The sequence below is a fragment of the Saccharothrix xinjiangensis genome (genome assembly GCF_039527585.1).
GTDB lineage: Bacteria > Actinomycetota > Actinomycetes > Mycobacteriales > Pseudonocardiaceae > Actinosynnema > Actinosynnema xinjiangensis.
This window is the reverse complement of sequence record NZ_BAAAKE010000036.1, coordinates 52,184-67,823: the sequence shown is the minus strand read 5'-3', so window position 1 is coordinate 67,823 and position 15,640 is coordinate 52,184. Positions and strand designations below refer to the sequence as shown.

General features: G+C 73.8%; 13 protein-coding genes. 10 read left to right on the top strand and 3 right to left on the bottom strand.

The genetic code is table 11. The annotated features are described in order from the left end of the window. Nucleotides 1-252: 252 nt before the first annotated feature. Together ABD223_RS39610 and ABD223_RS39605 are read right to left on the bottom strand one after the other, a co-directional pair. Nucleotides 253-1,404: a substrate-binding domain-containing protein gene (locus tag ABD223_RS39610; protein WP_344042762.1), complete on the bottom strand. Its 1,152-nt coding sequence runs from the start codon at nucleotides 1,402-1,404 to the stop codon at nucleotides 253-255. A 168-nt stretch (nucleotides 1,405-1,572) separates the two neighbouring features. Beyond that, the gene (locus tag ABD223_RS39605) at nucleotides 1,573-2,682 is read right to left on the bottom strand and encodes a substrate-binding domain-containing protein (RefSeq protein ID WP_344042760.1); all 1,110 of its coding nucleotides are present in this window, start codon (nucleotides 2,680-2,682) and stop codon (nucleotides 1,573-1,575) included. A gap of 339 nt (nucleotides 2,683-3,021) precedes the next feature. On the opposite strand from ABD223_RS39605, the gene ABD223_RS39600 reads away from it, so the two are divergent. From ABD223_RS39600 to ABD223_RS39585, 4 genes are all read left to right on the top strand, one after another. Next, complete coding sequence (locus tag ABD223_RS39600) at nucleotides 3,022-4,212, top strand: wax ester/triacylglycerol synthase domain-containing protein (protein ID WP_344042758.1); 1,191 nt, start codon at nucleotides 3,022-3,024, stop codon at nucleotides 4,210-4,212. Continuing rightward, complete coding sequence (locus ABD223_RS39595) at nucleotides 4,209-5,093, top strand: methyltransferase domain-containing protein (protein WP_344042756.1); 885 nt, start codon at nucleotides 4,209-4,211, stop codon at nucleotides 5,091-5,093. Before ABD223_RS39600 ends, ABD223_RS39595 begins: the two co-directional genes overlap by 4 nt. Nucleotides 5,094-5,455: 362 nt before the next feature. After that, complete coding sequence (locus ABD223_RS39590) at nucleotides 5,456-6,226, top strand: SDR family NAD(P)-dependent oxidoreductase (protein ID WP_344042754.1); 771 nt, start codon at nucleotides 5,456-5,458, stop codon at nucleotides 6,224-6,226. Further along, complete coding sequence (locus tag ABD223_RS39585) at nucleotides 6,223-6,786, top strand: YceI family protein (protein ID WP_344042752.1); 564 nt, start codon at nucleotides 6,223-6,225, stop codon at nucleotides 6,784-6,786. The genes ABD223_RS39590 and ABD223_RS39585 overlap by 4 nt, the downstream gene beginning before the upstream one ends. A gap of 139 nt (nucleotides 6,787-6,925) precedes the next feature. On the opposite strand, the gene ABD223_RS39580 is transcribed toward ABD223_RS39585, so the two are convergent. Beyond that, nucleotides 6,926-7,648, bottom strand: coding sequence for a LuxR C-terminal-related transcriptional regulator (locus ABD223_RS39580; protein WP_344042750.1), 723 nt, complete (start codon nucleotides 7,646-7,648; stop codon nucleotides 6,926-6,928). Nucleotides 7,649-8,262: 614 nt separating this feature from the next. On the opposite strand from ABD223_RS39580, the gene ABD223_RS39575 reads away from it, so the two are divergent. The 6 genes from ABD223_RS39575 (at nucleotide 8,263) to ABD223_RS39550 (ending at nucleotide 15,629) form a co-directional block, all read left to right on the top strand. Continuing rightward, nucleotides 8,263-10,533 carry a YcaO-like family protein gene (locus tag ABD223_RS39575; protein WP_344042749.1) on the top strand — a complete coding sequence of 757 codons (2,271 nt, stop codon included), beginning with the start codon at nucleotides 8,263-8,265 and terminating at the stop codon, nucleotides 10,531-10,533. A gap of 118 nt (nucleotides 10,534-10,651) precedes the next feature. Beyond that, nucleotides 10,652-12,181, top strand: coding sequence for an ABC transporter substrate-binding protein (locus ABD223_RS39570; RefSeq protein WP_344042747.1), 1,530 nt, complete (start codon nucleotides 10,652-10,654; stop codon nucleotides 12,179-12,181). Continuing rightward, the gene (locus ABD223_RS39565; RefSeq protein ID WP_344042746.1) at nucleotides 12,178-13,116 is read left to right on the top strand and encodes an ABC transporter permease; all 939 of its coding nucleotides are present in this window, start codon (nucleotides 12,178-12,180) and stop codon (nucleotides 13,114-13,116) included. The genes ABD223_RS39570 and ABD223_RS39565 overlap by 4 nt, the downstream gene beginning before the upstream one ends. 19 nt (nucleotides 13,117-13,135) lie before the next feature. Then, nucleotides 13,136-14,002, top strand: a complete 867-nt coding sequence (locus tag ABD223_RS39560) for an ABC transporter permease (RefSeq protein WP_344042745.1) — start codon at nucleotides 13,136-13,138, stop codon at nucleotides 14,000-14,002. Beyond that, nucleotides 13,999-14,907 (top strand): ABC transporter ATP-binding protein, encoded by a 909-nt coding sequence (locus tag ABD223_RS39555; protein WP_344042744.1) that lies wholly within the window; start codon nucleotides 13,999-14,001, stop codon nucleotides 14,905-14,907. The genes ABD223_RS39560 and ABD223_RS39555 overlap by 4 nt, the downstream gene beginning before the upstream one ends. Then, the gene (locus tag ABD223_RS39550; RefSeq protein ID WP_344042743.1) at nucleotides 14,904-15,629 is read left to right on the top strand and encodes an ABC transporter ATP-binding protein; all 726 of its coding nucleotides are present in this window, start codon (nucleotides 14,904-14,906) and stop codon (nucleotides 15,627-15,629) included. Before ABD223_RS39555 ends, ABD223_RS39550 begins: the two co-directional genes overlap by 4 nt. The last annotated feature ends 11 nt before the right edge of the window (nucleotides 15,630-15,640 follow it).

The window sequence follows — 15,640 nt, the reverse complement described above, 5'->3', positions numbered from 1 at the left end:
CCCCGGATCATGCCTTCGACTGGGGGCGTAAGTCATGCCGGACCCGGCGACCACAGCTCCTTGATCAGGAACCACGAAGAAGGTAACGGGGGGTGGGTGCGATCGCTATCTCGCCAAGATTAAGAGGGTGCAAGCGACGCCAGCAAGGGGGAAAGTGGAAAATAGGGCGTAAGGTGGAAGCGAAATGCTCCGCCCGGAAGAAAATCGCAGATACCCGCAGAAAAGCGAAGAAAAACGTTCACGCCCGGGGCGTCAGCGCAGCGCCCGCGCGGGCGAGCCGGTCGAGCCCCGTTCGCGCAGCTCCGAGCTGAGCACCACCCGGCGCACGGGTCGGTCCGCGCCGTGCGCCAGCCGGTCGAGCGCCAGCTCCACGGCGGTGCCGCCGACGGCGTACTTGGGCGGGCGCACGGCGGTGAGTGGTGGGTGGGCGAATCGGGCGACTTCGTCGTCGTAGGCGACGACCGCCAGGTCGCCGGGCACGTGCAGGCCTCGTTCCTCGGCCCGCTGGACCAGCGAGACCGCTTCACGGTCGGAGTGCACGACGAGCGCGGTGACGCCCTGCTCGGCGCACAGGTCCAGGACGCGGTCCACGTCCACGCCCCAGCCGGGCTCGTAATAAGCGGAGACGAGCAGTTCCGGCGCGGGCGGCAGGGCGAGGTCGGAGGTCGCGCGGTGCCAGCCCTCGCGGACGTGCCCGGACGTGGGGCTGGTCGTGCTGACCACGAGCCCGACGCGGCGGTGGCCCTCGCCGTGCAGGTGGCGCACGGCGAGTTCCGCACCGGCGGCGTGGTCGGTGCGCACGGACTCGACGTGCCGGCGGTAGGGCCCGGTCACCGCGGCGCGCTCGACCAGGACCACCGGCACGGGCAGCGCGGTCAGCCACGCGACGAGCCCCTCGGCCTCCGCGCCCCTGGTGGGCGGCGCGACGAGCAGCGCGTCGACCGCGCCGTTGCCGATCATCCACTCCACCTGGTGGCGCACCTCGTCGACCCGGTAGGACGCGCCGCGCAGCACGAGCCGGGCGCGGTTCTCCTGCGCGGCGTCCTGGGCGCCCCGGATGACCTCGGGCCAGTAGTAGTCCAGCGACGGCACGACCATGCCGATGGCGGGTGTGGCGCCCGACCACCGCCCGGCCGCGGCGGCCGGGCCGCTGACGAGCCGGACCCCGCCGTGCACGCGTTCGACCAGGCCTTCCGCGGCCAGGTCGCTGACGTCCCGTCGGACGGTGACGGGGGTGACGCCCATGATCCGGGCGATGTGGGTGATGCGCAGGACGCCGCGGCCCGCCAGGTGCTCCAGCAGCCACTGCCGCCGCGCGGCGGGCAGCATCGCGCCCTTGGCGTCCGCACCGGGGATGTCCGCCATGACCGCTACCGCCTCGAAGTTGTGATCGAAACTGATCATAACAACAAACCGTGCAGTCTTACCTCTTCTTGTGACTGAGATTGACTACTTCATGTCGACAAGTGATGAAACGATCGACGAAAGGAAGGCGAAATGCGCGGAGCAGCGCTAGGCGACCGCGCCGCGGCAGGTGTCGTCGATGACGGCGGAGGAGTGCGGACCCGCCGATCAGGCCGGGGGCGGGGCCGTCGAACCGCGCACCCGCAGGGACGGGGTGATCACCACCCGGTGCGTCGGCCGGCCCGGGTCCTGCAACCGGGCCGCCAGCAACGACACCGCCGCCCGTCCGATCGAACGCCGCGGCGGGCGCACGGCCGTGAGCGCCGGGGTGAACAACGCCGCCACCTCGTCGTCATAGGCCACCACCGACAGGTCCGACGGCACCCGCACACCCCGCTGCTCGGCACGCTGGACCAGGGCCATCGCCTCGGCATCGGCGTGCACGAGCAGCGCCGTGGTCCCGGTCGCCGCCAACCCGTCGAGCACCTCGTCCAGCGCGGCGTCCCACCCCGACGTCGCGGGCCGGGGCACGGCGACGTCCACGGCGGACGCCAGGTCCAGGCCCGCCGCCTCGCACCCCTCCCGCCACCCCCGGCGCACGTGCGGCGAGGTCGGGCTGTTCTCGCTGGTCACCACCCCCACCTTGCGGTGGCCCAGGGAGGCGAGGTGGTGCACGGCCATGGCCGCGCCCAGGGTGTGGTCGGACACCACCGACTCCACCACCGCCCGGTGCGGCCCGGCGGTCGCGACGCGTTCGACGAGCACGACCGGCGTGCCGATGGTGCTCAGCCACTCGATCGTCGCGGCCGCGGACGGCGCGGTCAGGCTCGGGGCGGCGATCAGCCCGCACACGTCCTCGTTGTCCAGCAACCGCTCCAGCTGCGGCCGGTCGTCGGCGCTCTCGTAGGACGACCCGCGGAGCAGGATTCGCAGCCCCCGGGCGGAAGCCTCGTCCTCCGCGCCCCGGACGACCTCGGGCCAGTAGTAGTCCAGCGAGGGCACCAGCATCCCCACGGCGCCCCGGCGCGTCGACTCGGGCACGGCGTCGAACGGTCGCGCGCCCGGTGACGGGGATTCGGCCGCGCGGAGGGTCGCGCCACCGTGCACGCGGTGCAGCAACCCCTCCCCGGCGAGCTGCGCGATGTCGCGGCGCAGCGTCACGGCGGTGACGCCCATCCGCTCGCTCAGGTCGGAGATCCGCACCACGCCGTCCCGGCGCAGCGCTTCGAGGATCGACGCGCGCCTGCTCGCGGCGAGCGTGCGGGACTCGGGGTTCACGGCGCTCCCACCGCGGTGGTGACGCGAGCCGGTGGCGCATCGGGTGTCGCCGACCCGGACGGCGGCCGTGCTGCGCCGGCTGTGCCATTCCCCGCGCGAGCTCTCGTCACCGCACACCCTCCCGCAGCCGATGGTGCGCCAATTATGTCGTCGCCCGGCGGCCGCACCCCACGTCGACAGGCCGGTCTCCCCGCCCGATCCGGAGATCCGCGCTTTCCACGACCCCGGCCGCCCGCCCGCTGTGCCGCGACATCACCGCGACCCCACCACGTCGCCCGGCCGGCCGTGATCACCTCATCAGGTGGGTTGGCCGGCACCCCGGTGTGACGCCCGCGCCGCATGAGCGGGTTGGACGCCCTCCTGTGGCGCATCCAGGACGACCCGGTGCTGAGGTCGCCGATCACGTTGGTGGGCATCCTGGAGAGCGCTCCCGACTGGGACGCGTTCCTCGCCGAGCACGAGCGGTACCTGCGGCTGGTGCCCCGGTTCGGCCAGCGGGTGCTGGACGGCCCGCTGGGGCTCGGGTTCCCGCGGTGGGCGCCCGAGCCGAGGGTGGACCTGGGCTACCACGTGCGGCGGGTGCGGTTGCCCGCCCCGGGCGGCCTGGGCGCGTTGATGGCGTTCGCGCGCACCACGGCCCAGAGCCCGTTCGGCCTCCACCGGCCGCTGTGGGAGGCGGTGCCGGTGGAGGACGTCGGCGGCATCGCGGAGCTGCTGTTCGAGCCCGACCCGGACGCGCGCCGGCGGGTCGACGAGCGCGTCGCGGCCCTGGCCCGCGAGGCGCGGGCGCCCCGATGCGCCGGCGGGCGGGTGCTCGGACCGGTCGCCGACGCGGTCGAGGCGGGTGCCCGGCTGCTGGGCGTGGCGGCGCACCCGGTGCGGGCCGCGCGGGGAGCGGGCGCGGTGGTCAGGTCGCCGACGAGCGTGGTGTCCCGTGTGGACGTCCCGGCGTCGCCCCTGTTCCGGGCGCGCGGCGGGCCGTGGCGGTTCCTGCCGCTCGACTCCTTGCGCGGCGCGGCGCACGAGGTCGGGGGGACGGTGAACGACGCGCTGGTCGCCGCGGTGCTCGGTGCGGTGCGCCGCTACCACGAGCACTTCGGGGTCGAGCCGGGGACGATGCCCGTGGCGATCGCATTGGGGCGGCAGGGCGCGCAGCCCGCGCGCAGCGGCAACGACTTCTCCTTCGCCCGGGTGTCCGCGCCGGTGGCCGAGGTCGACCCGGTGCGGCGGATGCGCGCGGTGGACGTGCACATCAGCAACGTCCGCGGACCGGCGCGGCCCCTGTCGCCGGCGGGGCGGCGGCTCCTGGCCTGCTACCCGTTCGGCCCACTGCCGGCGACGGCGGTGTGCGTGTCGATGGGCTCCTACGCGGGCACGTGCTGCATCGGCGTCAACGTCGACACGGCCGCGGTCACCGACCCGGACCTGTTCGCCCGCTGCCTGTCCGAGGGGTTCGACGAAGTCCTCGCAGAGCCCGTACCGTGGCAGGGTTCACCAGGCGAACCGCGTCGAGGGAGACCCGACCGATGACGGCGACCGGCGATGGCACGACCGGCAGTTCGACCGACCCGACCCCCGAGGAGATCGGGGCCAACTACGACCAGTTCACCGACCTGTACGGGCTGATCATCGGCGACGTGGGCGTGCACCTCGGCCTGTGGTCCGAGCCCGGCGAACGCGCCCCCGCCGCCACGCTCGGCGACCTCGCCAACAGGGCGCAGGAACGGCAGACCGAGCACCACGTCCGGACGCTCCGGCTGAGGGCGGGCGAGCACCTGCTGGACATCGGCTGCGGCACCGGCGTGCCCGCGGTCCGGGTGGCGCAGCGCACCGGGGCCCGCGTCACCGGCGTCAACGTCAGCCGCGAGCACCTGGCCAGGGCCGAGGCGGTGGCCAGGTCGGAAGGCGTTTCCGACCGGGTCTCGTTCCGCTACGGCAACGCCATGGACCTCGACTTCCCGGACGGGTCGTTCGACGCCGCGCTGTCGATCGAGGTGTTCGCCCACCTGTCCGACCGGCCGAGGGCGTTCCGCGAGGCCGCGCGGGTGCTGCGGCCCGGCGGCCACTTCCTGATGAGCGACTTCACCCTGCGCGGCACGCCCGCGGAGGAGGGGATGAACGCCTACCTGGAGGTCTGGCGCTGCGTGCGCCCGACCACGCCGGCGGAGACCATCACCTGGGCGGCCGACGCCGGCTTCGAGTTGGCCGGGGTCGAGGACATGACGCAGAACTGCGCGTTCACCGGCGACCTGATGTCCCTGCTCTACGCCGACCGGCACGACGAGATCGTCCGGCGCTACGGGTCGGAACTGGTCGCGCGGTTCGACCCGCTGATGCCGCTGATGCGCTCCTTCGTGCGAGACCACCTCGGTTCCTACCTGTTCCTCTTCCGCAAACCCGCCGTGAGCTGACGGGATCCCGGCGGCCCGGCGCACGTCAGTCCACTCCGGACGGACGCGCCGCCCGGGAACCCTCGGCCGGTTTCGGTGTCGGGTGCTGTCACGATTCCGAACGGCGACCACCCGGGCCGGCCGGGCGCCTTCCGCCCGCCCGGGTGGTCGCCGGTGAGGACCCCTCGCTTCCCCGATCTCCGGAACGCCCGTTCTCCGCACATCTGCGGATCTTCGCGCGCGCCCCTTTGCACACCTGTTGAGCCCCGGTTCCGTGAAATGTTGACCCGTTTCGGCAGGTGGTTCAACACCTGTTGACGACAAGGGGCCACCGGCTCTCTACGCTCGTCGGCGGGAACCAGTGCGACGGGATGGGGTCGTCCATGAGGTACAGAACCGCTCTCGTGACCGGCGCGTCGAAGGGAATCGGCACGTACTTCGCCGCCGAGTTGGCCGAGGCGGGCACGTCCCTCGTCCTGGTGGCCCGCCGGGTCGAGTTGTTGGAGAGCCTGGCCGGCGAATTGCGGGAGCGTTTCCAGGTCGAGGTCGAGGTGCTGCCGGCCGACCTCACCGATCCCGATGACCTGACCGCGGTCCAAGAAAGGTTGACCGACCCCGAGAGGCCTGTCGACCTGTTGGTCAACAACGCCGGCGCGTTGACCACGGGGCCATTCGCCCAATTGCCGCTCGACGGTGAAATCCGACAGCTTGAATTGAACGTGATGGCGTTGGTCCGGCTGACCCACAGCGCTCTCGGGCCCATGGTGGTAAGGGGGAGGGGCGGGGTGGTCAACGTGTCCTCGATCGCCGGTGAGGCGCCCACCCCGTACAGCGCGACCTACTGCGCGGGGTATGCCTTCGTGACCAACTTCAGCCAGAGCGTGCACATGGAGGTCGCGGAGCACGGCGTGCACGTGACGGCGCTGCTGCCCGGTTTCACCGCGCCCGGCGCGGACGGGCCCCGCATCCAGCACCCGGGGCAGGTGGTGCGCGAGGCGCTGGGCGCGCTCGTGGCGGGCAAGCCGCTGTGCATCCCCGGCGGGCGGAACAAGGCGGCCGCCGCGTTCGCCCGGCTGGCGCCGCGCAGCGTGGTCCGGTCGGTCATGGAGGGCGTGGCGTCCGCCGGCGCCCCGACCGAGGCGGCCCGCCCGTGACCGGCCTGATCCCGCCGGGGAAGTGGGTGGTCGACCCCGTGCGCAGCCGGTTGGGCTTCACCGTCCGCCACCTGACCTTCCGCGTGGTGAACGGCCTGGTCCCGGTGCGCACCGGCGAGATCGTGCTGGCCGAGGACGGCGGTTCCGCGCAGGCGAGCGCCGAGCTGGACCTGGCCGGCGTCGACACCGGCAACCCGCTCCGCGACGACTTCATCCGCTCCGCGCGGTTCTTCGACGTCGAGCGCTTCCCGACGCTGACCTACCGCTCGCTCACCGCGACCCCGGCCGGCCCGCACTGGTTCACCACCGGTGAGCTGCGGATCGCCGAGACCGCCGCCCCGATCGGCCTGCGGGTCACGTGGGGCGCCACGACCCGGGACCGGCACGGCGACCTGCGGGGCAGGCTGATCGCCGTGGGCGAGCTGCGCCGGCGCGACCTGGGCATCATCATCGGCGGCCGGGTCGGCGACAGCACCGCCGTGCTGGGGACGAAGGTGCGGTTGAGGCTCGACGTGCAGGTGGTCCGGCCCGCCGAGGGGTTCCGGTCCGAGGGCCCCTGAGGCAGGGGTGTTGAGCCGGGCGGTGCTGAGCCGGGGGCCCTGAACAGGGAGTTCCGGCCGGGCGGGGTCGTGGTGACCACCACGACCCCGCCCGGCCCGTCGAGCGGGGGTTCACGCGCCGCGCGAAGCCGTCCCCGGGTCACGCGCCGCGACCGGACCGCAGCCCCGCGCCGCTCGCCACCCGGGTCCGGCTGCCGCCGACCAGGCCGTGCCGGTAGGCGAACGCCACCGCCTGGACCCGGTCGCGCACCTCCAGCTTGGTCAGCACGTGGTGCATGTGGGAGCGCACCGTGGCCGTGGTGACGCCCAGCTCCTCGGCGATCTGCCCGTCCGAGACGCCCAGCGAGACCAGGGCCAGGACCTGGAGCTCCCGGTTGCTCAACGTGCCGGTCATCGGCGACGGGGCCATCACCGAGGGCTGCGTGGTGCTCAGCCAGTCGAGCAGGCGGGCGGCGACCGAGGGCGTGATGTACGCCGCGCCCCGCACCACGGTGCGGATGGCCCGGATGAGGTCGCTGGACGGCTCGTCCCGGCGCACCACGCCCCGCAGCCCGCTGCGCAGCGCCTCGACCAGGTCGTCGTGGTCGCCGTTGCCGACGAGGGCGACGATGTGCGCCGACTTGGCCTGGACCAGGAGCCTGCGCACCATCGACACCAGGTCGGTGTCGGTGACGGGCAGGCCGAGCAGGATCACGTCGGGGCGCAGCAGCCTCGCCCGGCGCAGCATCTGGTGCGACTTCTCCGCCTCGTCCACCACTTCGATGTCGTTCTCCCGATCGAGCACGGCGCGCACGCCCGCGCGAACCAGTGTCTGCTCGTCGTAGGCCAGCACCCGGATCTTCATGGTGCGCGCAGACTCCATCCGTGCTCTTCATGCATTCCGATCCCCCATTGATCGGTCGTCTAACACCGGTCGTCCGACCGAAGCTCCAAACTATATGCGTCGAGTGGGTTGTTCCAGTGCGTCCGCAAGGATCGGCGGGCGACAAATCGCCGGTACTGCCCCATCAGGCATCTGCTGGCCCGTTCGCCGCTTCGGTGCGACCGAACGGGGTAGCCGCGTGGAGTGGTTGTATGCGCATGTGGTGATGTGTCGTCAATCGGTGTAACCGAGCGGGTCCGAACTCCACGAGTTTTGGCTTGGAACTCCACCCGGTGTTGAAGACAGTGCCGCCTCGGCCTGCTTAGCTGAGTCAGTGTTTCCGGCCGGGATGGCCACCTGGGGGTAATCAGCCGAATGGGCCGAAAGGCTTTCATTCGGTGTGTTGAAAAATTCACACATACGGAGGGAGGTTCGACATGATCAAGCGCATCGCGGGTTCTCGGGTCGCCAAGCTGCTGGCCCCGAACAACCACCACACCTCGCTGGGCACGACGTTCAGCTGGAAGAAGTAAGACCGGCAGCGCTGGTCCGGGGGAGGCACGTCCTTCCCCGGACCGGCACCCAAGACGGACGACGCGACAGGGAGAGCAACGGTGCGGGGCAACGAGCGAGCAGACGGACAGGCGCCAAGACTCGTCCACATCGAACTCAGGCCCCTGGGCGACGACGGCACGCTGGTCGTCACGCCCGCGGGCGACAGCTTCGAGATCGCCGCCCCGCCCGACGCCCTGTGGGAGGTGCTCTCGCGGTTCGACGGGACCAGGTCCCTCGACGAGGTCGTGGCCGGCACACCGGACCCCGACGGGTACCGCGAGGTCGTGGACGAGCTGGTGGCGCTCGGCGCGATCAGCGCCGGACCCGCGCCCACGCGCGCCGCGGACTGGTCCCGGTTCCCCGAGACGGGGCCCGACGGGGTCGGGGGCGTCGCGCTGCTCCTGCTCGGCGACGAGGCGCTGACCGCACTGGCCGCCGAGCTGGCGGGCGGTTCCTCGTGGCGCGAGGTGATCCGGACGAGCGCCGAGGAGCTGTCCGACGCGCTGGACGCCGCCGGCGACGCCGTGGTGCTCGCCGTGCGCGACCGGATCGACGTGCCGTTCCTCGAATGGCTCAACGACCTGTGCGCCGGGCGCGGCACGCGGTGGTCGCAATTCCACGTGAGCGAGGGCAAGGGCTGGGCCGGGCCCACGGTGCGCCCCGGGTTCACCCCGGACTACCGGGACCTGCTCGGCCGCAGGCGCACCGCGGCCGACCGCCTGGACGTGCTGGAGGCGCTGCTGTCGCCCACCGTGCACGGCGCGGCCTACCTGCCGCCGGTGTCCGAGCTGCGCTGGATGCTCGGCTACCTGCTGATCGACCTGGAGCGCTGGGTCGCGGGCGCGCCCGACCACACCACGTGGGCCGAGGTCGAGCTCAACCCGGTCGACCTCCAGGTCGTGCGCCACCCGGTCCTCCAGCTGCCGGACCGCCCGCTGGACCCCTCCGTGGTCCCCGAGGGCGAGACCGCCGACTTCGACGCGCTGTGCGACACCCGCACCGGCCTGATCACCGGCCTGCCCCTGTTCCCGCACCACGAGTCCGTCCCCGACCGCCTCATCACCGTGCAGAGCAACGTCGCCGACATGCGCCGCCTCTACACGTGGGCCAACAACATGGTCTGCGGCGGCAGCAAGTTCGACGACGCCGAGTCCGCCCGGCTCTCGGCGATCGGCGAGGCGGTCGAGCGCTACTGCGGCAACGCCATCACCGACAAGGTCAAGGTCCGCGAGGCGAGCTACGCCCAGCTGCGCGACGCGGGCGACTACGCGCTGGACCCCGACCGGCTGGTGCTCTACTCGGACAAGCTCTACGACTCGCCCGGCTTCCCCTTCGTCCGGTTCGACGAGCAGCTGAGCACGCACTGGGTGCAGGGCTGGTCGCTCACCCGCCAGGAGCCCATCTGGGTGCCCGCCAGCACGATCTACGTGAACTGGTACATCGGCGAGTTCTCCGCCACGCCGCCCACGAACTTCCTGTACTACCCGGGCATCGCCGCCGGCCCGTCACTCGACTGGGCGGTGGCCTCGGGCATCGAGGAGATCATCGAGCGCGACGCGACGATGATCTGGTGGATGAACGGCCACCCGCTGCCGAAGGTGAAGATGACCTCGGAGCTGTCCGCGCTGTGGGCGGGCACCCCGGAGCGGATGGGGCAGCAGCCCTACCTGATCCACCTGGACAACGAGTTCGACTTCCCGGTGTTCGCGGGCGTGCTGCTCAACGAGCGGGAGGGCTACGTCAACGTCGGCTTCGCCGCCCGGCCCGACCCGTTCGACGCCGCCCGCAAGGCGTGGGCCGAGGCGCTGACCCTCCAGGACGGCAGCCGGGACATGAACCAGCCGGGCGGCTTGACGCGCGGGGCCATCCAGGAGGGCTGGATGACCCTGGAGCTCAAGCCCTACCGGGAGGACCGCCGCTACCTCGACGACTACGCGCCGGACTTCCACGACGTCAACGACCTCATGAACCAGCAGCAGGTCTTCCTGGACCCGAGGGCGGCGGACCGGGTGCGGCCGTGGCTCGACCCGGCCGGCGAGCGCGAGTTCGACAGCGTGCCCAGCTTCGGCGCGCGCAGCGCCGACGCCTACCGCGAACTGGTCGAGTCCCGCGGCTACGAGGTCATCTACGTGGACCTGACCACCCAGGACGTCGCCCGCGCCGGGCTGCGCGTGGTGCGCGTGCTCGTGCCCGGCCTGGTGCCGAACTTCCCCGCCGCGTTCCCGTTCCTGGGCAAGCGGAGGATCCAGGAGGTGCCGGTGCGGCTGGGCTGGCGCGACGAGCCGCTGGCGGAGGAGGACCTGAACTACGTCCCCATCCCGCACGCCTGAGGCGCCGGCACGACCGACCAGGACGTAGGAAGCCCCGCTCGCCCCGTGGGAACCAGACACCCGTCCCGTCCGACTACCTGGACGAGAAGGAAACTCGACACCGAGGTCTGGAGTTCCCATGGGGCGTGCCGCCCTCCGAGCCCTCCTGCCCGTCCTGCTGCTCGCGCTGTCGGCGGTCCAGGCGTGCACGGGCGGCGACGCGCCCGACCAGGGGACCGATTCGCTGCGGATCGCGACCCCGGAGCCGCGCTTCGACCTGGGGCCACGGGGGCTGATCTACTCCTGGGCCAGCTACGGCGTCGGCGAGCAGCTGATCAAGCCGAGCCCGGACGGCGCCATGCGACCCTGGCTGCTGGAGCGGTACGATCGGGAGTCGCCGCTGGTGTGGCGGATGCGCTTGCGAGAGGGCCTCAAGTTCCACAGCGGCAGGGCGGTGGACGCGGAGGCCGTCGTGGCCGCGCTGCGGCGCACCGCCGAGGAGAGCGGGAGCCGGGACGCGATCGCGACCGGGACGCTGACCGTGACCGACCCGCTGGAGTTCACCATCACCACCGACGAGCCGGACTCCCTGGTGCCGCACGACCTCGGCGCGCTCTACCGGCACTACGTCGTGTACGACGTCGCCGCGGCGGACGCGGCCGGTGAGGACCAGGGGGCGCTGGTGCGCGCCGGCCTCTACACGGGCCCGTTCGAGCCGGTGGAGGCGCGCGAGCGCGAGGTCGTCGCCACCCGGTTCGAGGAGTACTGGGGCGACCGCCCCGCGCAGCGGGAGCTGCGGCTGGCCGCCATCACCGACCCGACCGCGCGGGTGTCGGCCGTCCGCAACGGCGAGGTGGACGTGGCCGTGAACCCGCCGACCACCGCCGCGGCCCTCGACGGGACCGGCGTGACCTACCGCCGCGCGCCGATCGCGAACCGCGGCGTGTTCGCCCAGCTGAACCTGACCGCCGCGCCGTTCGACGACCCGGCCGTCCGGCGCGCCTTCCTCGCCGGGGTGGACTACGCGCGGCTGACCGAGACCGCGGGCGGGGGAGTGCTGCGCCCGGCGAGCGGCCTGTACCCCGCCGAGCTGCCGTTCTCCCGCGAGACCCAGGTCCCGCGACCGGACCGCGCGGAGCTGGCGCTCGGGGAGGCCGGGTGGACGCGCGCGGGCGACGGGCCGCGCACGCGCGGCGGCGTGCCCCTGGAGGTGTCCCTGCTCTACCAGTCCGGTGAGAGCGACCACGAGTCGCTGGGGCTCGCCGTCCGGGACCAGCTGGCCCCGCTCGGCTTCGACGTCGAGCTGACCGCCGTGGACGACGTCTACGACAGCGCGGGCTGGCCCGCCGGGTGGTCGGTCGCGCTGGTGACGCTCCAGCTCGACGGCAGCAACCCGACCGAGGTGCTCAACGCCTACCTCGGCGACGGCTGGGCCAACGCCGGGAAGGCGACCAGTCCCCGGCTGGCCGAGCTGATCGCCGGCCTGCGCGCGGCGGAGCGGCAGGACGAGGTGCTCGGGCAGGTGCAGGACGAGGTGGCCGCGGGCGGGTACGGCGGCGTGCTCGCCTTCCAGGGCGCGGACCTGGTGGTCGGCCCGCGGCACCCCGACTTCCCGGCCGACCCGATGGCGCTGCTGCTGGCGCCGTCCGACGAGTGGCTGGACCCGTGAGGGGAGCGGCGCGCAGGCTCGGGCACGTGGTGGTGACCGTCTTCGGCGCCACCCTGCTGGTGTGGGGCCTGCTCCCGCTCACCCCCGGCGACCCGGCGCGCCGCTACCTCAACCAGGAACGGGTGATCGCGCCCACGGAGGCGCAGCTGGCGGCGGCGCGCGCCGAGCTGGGCCTGGACCGGCCGCTGCACGAGCAGTACCTGGCGTGGCTGGGCGGTGTGCTGCGCGGCGACCTGGGCACCTCGACGAGGTGGGACCGCCCGGTCACCGAGGTCATCGCGACCCACCTGCCGGCCACCGTCCGGCTGGCCGTCGCCACGGTGGCGCTGGCGCTGGTGGCCGCCGTGGTGCTGGCCCTGGTCGGCGCGGCGTTCGCCGGCCGCTGGCCCGACAAGGCGACCGGCGCCGTCGCCCTGGGCGGCGTCGCGGTGCCGGCGTTCCTGGTGGGCCTGGTGCTGATCGAGGTGGTGGTCGTGGAGTGGGGCTTCGGCCGGGTGATCACCGACGGGTCGTGGTCGGCGGTGTGGATGCCCGCGGCCACGCTCGCCTGGCTGCCCGCCGCGATGTGGTCGCGGCTGCTGCGCTCCGGGCTGCTGTCGGCCCTGCGGTCGGGCTACGCGCTCACCGCCGCGTCCCGGGGCGCGAGCCGGGCGCGGGTGCTGGTGGTGCACGGGCTGCCGAACGCGGCCGTGCCCGTGCTGACCGCGGTGGCGCTCACCTTCGGGTGGATGCTGGGCGGGGCGGTGATCGTGGAGGGCGTGTTCGCGTGGCCGGGCATCGGCCTGGTGGTGGTCCAGGCCATCACCGCGCGGGACCTGGCCGTGGTGCAGGGCTTCGCGCTCGTCGCCACCCTGATGTGGGTCGGGGTGAGCCTGCTGACGGGCGCGCTGGCCGCCGCGGTCGACTCGCGGCTGAGGGAGGGGACCGCGTGGTGACGCCGGGGGTGCGGGCTCGATGACGGCGGTGATGGGCACGAGGGCCGCCAGGGTCCGGGTCGCGCAGCGGGTGTCCGGGGTCGCGCCGGGCGGCGCCGGTCGGATCGGGCTCGCGCTGCTCGCCGCGGTGGTGCTGGCGGTGGTCGTGGGGCCGTGGCTGGTCCCGCACGACCCGGACGCGCTGGACCGGACGGCCGTGCTGGTCGCGCCCGGCGCGGAGCACCTGCTGGGCACCGACCACCTCGGCCGCGACCAGTTGGCGCGGCTGCTGGTCGGCGGGCGCAACTCGCTGCTCGCGGTGGCGGCGGTGCTGGCGCTGGGCCTGGCCGTCGGCATGGTGGTCGGCGTGGTGTCCGGGGTGCTGGGCGGGGTGGTGGACACCGTGCTGATGCGCGTGGTGGACGTCTTCCTCGCGCTGCCCGCGATGGTGCTGACGCTCGCGCTGCTCGGCGTGCTCGGCCCCGGGTTCGGCACGATGATCATCGCGTTGACCGCGGGCACCTGGCCCGGTTACGCGCGGATGGCCCGCAGCTACGTGATGACCGGTCGGGACCGGCCGGACGTGCTGGCCGCGCGGCTGGCCGGCGTGGGGTGGCTGCGCGCGGCGCGGCGCCACCTGGTGCCGGCGGCGTTCGGCCAGCTGCTGGTGCTGGTGTCCCTGGACGTGGGGTACATGGTGACGTCCATCGCCGGGCTGTCCTTCCTCGGGCTGGGCGTGCAGCCGCCCGCGGCGGAGTGGGGCGCGATGCTGTCCAACGCCCGGCTGTACCTGGGGCAGGCGCCGTGGCTGCTGCTCGGGCCGGGGGTCGCGATCGTGCTGACGGTGCTCGCGGCCAACCTGGTCGGCGAGTCGCTGGCCGGTGCGCACGGGGACGGTGACCGGTGAGCCACGCGTTGGAGGTCAGCGGCCTGGAGGTGGTCTACCCGAACGGCGCGCACGCGCTGCGGGGGCTGGACCTGAGCGTGCCGCGCGGCGCGGTGACGGCGCTGGTCGGCGAGTCCGGGTGCGGGAAGAGCACGGTGGCGCTGGCGGTGCTGGGCCTGCTGCCCCGGCGCGCCGGGGTGCGCGGCTCGATCCGCGTGGCGGGCGCGGAGGTGGTCGGCGCCTCACCGGAGGAGCTGCGGGCGGTGCGGGGCAAGGCGGTCGGCCTGGTGCCGCAGGACCCGGTGTCCGCCTGCGACCCGCTGCGCCGCGTCGGCCACCACGTCGCCGAGTCGTGGCGCGTCCACGGCGAGCCGGGACCGCCGGGCGGCGCGGCGGAACTGGTGGGGCGGCTGGGCATCACCGACGCGCACGCGCGGCTGCGGCAGCGCCCGCACCAGTGGAGCGGCGGGATGCTGCACCGCGCCACGATCGCCGCCGCGGTGGCGCACCGGCCGCCGCTGCTGGTCGCGGACGAGCCGACCGGCTCGCTCGACGCCGACCACGCCCGCACGGCGCTGGACGTGCTCCGGTCGGCCGCGGACGCGGTGCTGCTGATCAGCCACGACCTCGGCGTGGTCCGCGAGCACGCCGACCAGGTGGCGATCATCTACGCGGGGCGCGTGGTGGAGACCGGCGTCGCCCGGGAGGTGCTGTCCCGCCCGGCGCACCCCTACACCCGGGCGCTGGTGGCGGCGATCCCCACACCCGGCGGGGGTCTGCCCACGCCGTTGCCCGGCGCGCCACCCCGGGCGACCGAGGACCTGGCGGGCTGCGCGTTCGCGGCCCGCTGCCCGCTGGCGGACCACCGGTGCGCCGAGCAGCCGCCGCTGGTGGCGGGCGTCGCCTGCTGGGCGGTGGACCGGTGACCGGGCCCGTGCTGGCGGCGCGCGCCGTGTCCAAGGCCTACGGCCCCCGCCAGGTGCTGTCCGGGGTGGACCTGGAGGTCGGCGCGGGGGAGGTCGTGGGCATCCGCGGGCCGTCCGGCACCGGCAAGTCCACGTTGCTGCGCCTGCTGGCCGCGGTGGAGCGGCCGGACTCGGGCGAGGTCGAGTTCGCGGGGCGGCCCGCGTGGGTGAAGCGCCGCCGCCGCGTGCCGCGCCCCGGTTTCGTCATGCCGGTCTTCCAGCACCCGCGCGCGAGCCTGGACCCGAGGTGGCCGATCTGGCGCACCGTGGGCGAGCCGATGCTGCGCGCGCCCGACCGCCGCGACCGGGCGCGCGACCTGCTCGACCGGGTCGGGCTGCCCGGGATCGACCTCGACGCGCGGCCGACGGAGCTGTCCGGCGGGCAGTGCCAGCGCGTGGCCATCGCCCGCGCGCTGGCGGCCGAGCCCGCGGTGGTGCTCGCCGACGAGCCGACCAGCGCCCTGGACGTCACCACGGCGGCGGGCGTGCTGCACCTGCTGCGCTCGGTCGCCGACGGCGGGACGGCGATCGTCCTGGTGAGCCACGACGGCGCGGTGCTCGACGTGCTGGCGGACCGGGTGCTGCGCCTGGCCGACCGCAGTCTTGCGGTCGAGCCGACCGGCGCCGGGAAGCTCGTCGAAAACCCTGTCGCGGCAACGGAAGCGCGGCTACACTCCCGCTGAAATGGTTTTCA

Excerpts from the sequence above, each read along its gene's own strand:
- ABD223_RS39610 (WP_344042762.1), bottom strand. The coding sequence starts at position 1,404 with ATGATCAGTTTCGATCACAACTTCGAGGCGGTAGCGGTCATGGCGGAC.
- ABD223_RS39600 (WP_344042758.1), top strand. The coding sequence starts at position 3,022 with ATGAGCGGGTTGGACGCCCTCCTGTGGCGCATCCAGGACGACCCGGTG.
- ABD223_RS39595 (WP_344042756.1), top strand. The coding sequence starts at position 4,209 with ATGACGGCGACCGGCGATGGCACGACCGGCAGTTCGACCGACCCGACC.
- ABD223_RS39590 (WP_344042754.1), top strand. The coding sequence starts at position 5,456 with ATGAGGTACAGAACCGCTCTCGTGACCGGCGCGTCGAAGGGAATCGGC.
- ABD223_RS39580 (WP_344042750.1), bottom strand. The coding sequence starts at position 7,648 with ATGGAGTCTGCGCGCACCATGAAGATCCGGGTGCTGGCCTACGACGAG.
- ABD223_RS39570 (WP_344042747.1), top strand. The coding sequence starts at position 10,652 with ATGGGGCGTGCCGCCCTCCGAGCCCTCCTGCCCGTCCTGCTGCTCGCG.
- ABD223_RS39560 (WP_344042745.1), top strand. The coding sequence starts at position 13,136 with ATGACGGCGGTGATGGGCACGAGGGCCGCCAGGGTCCGGGTCGCGCAG.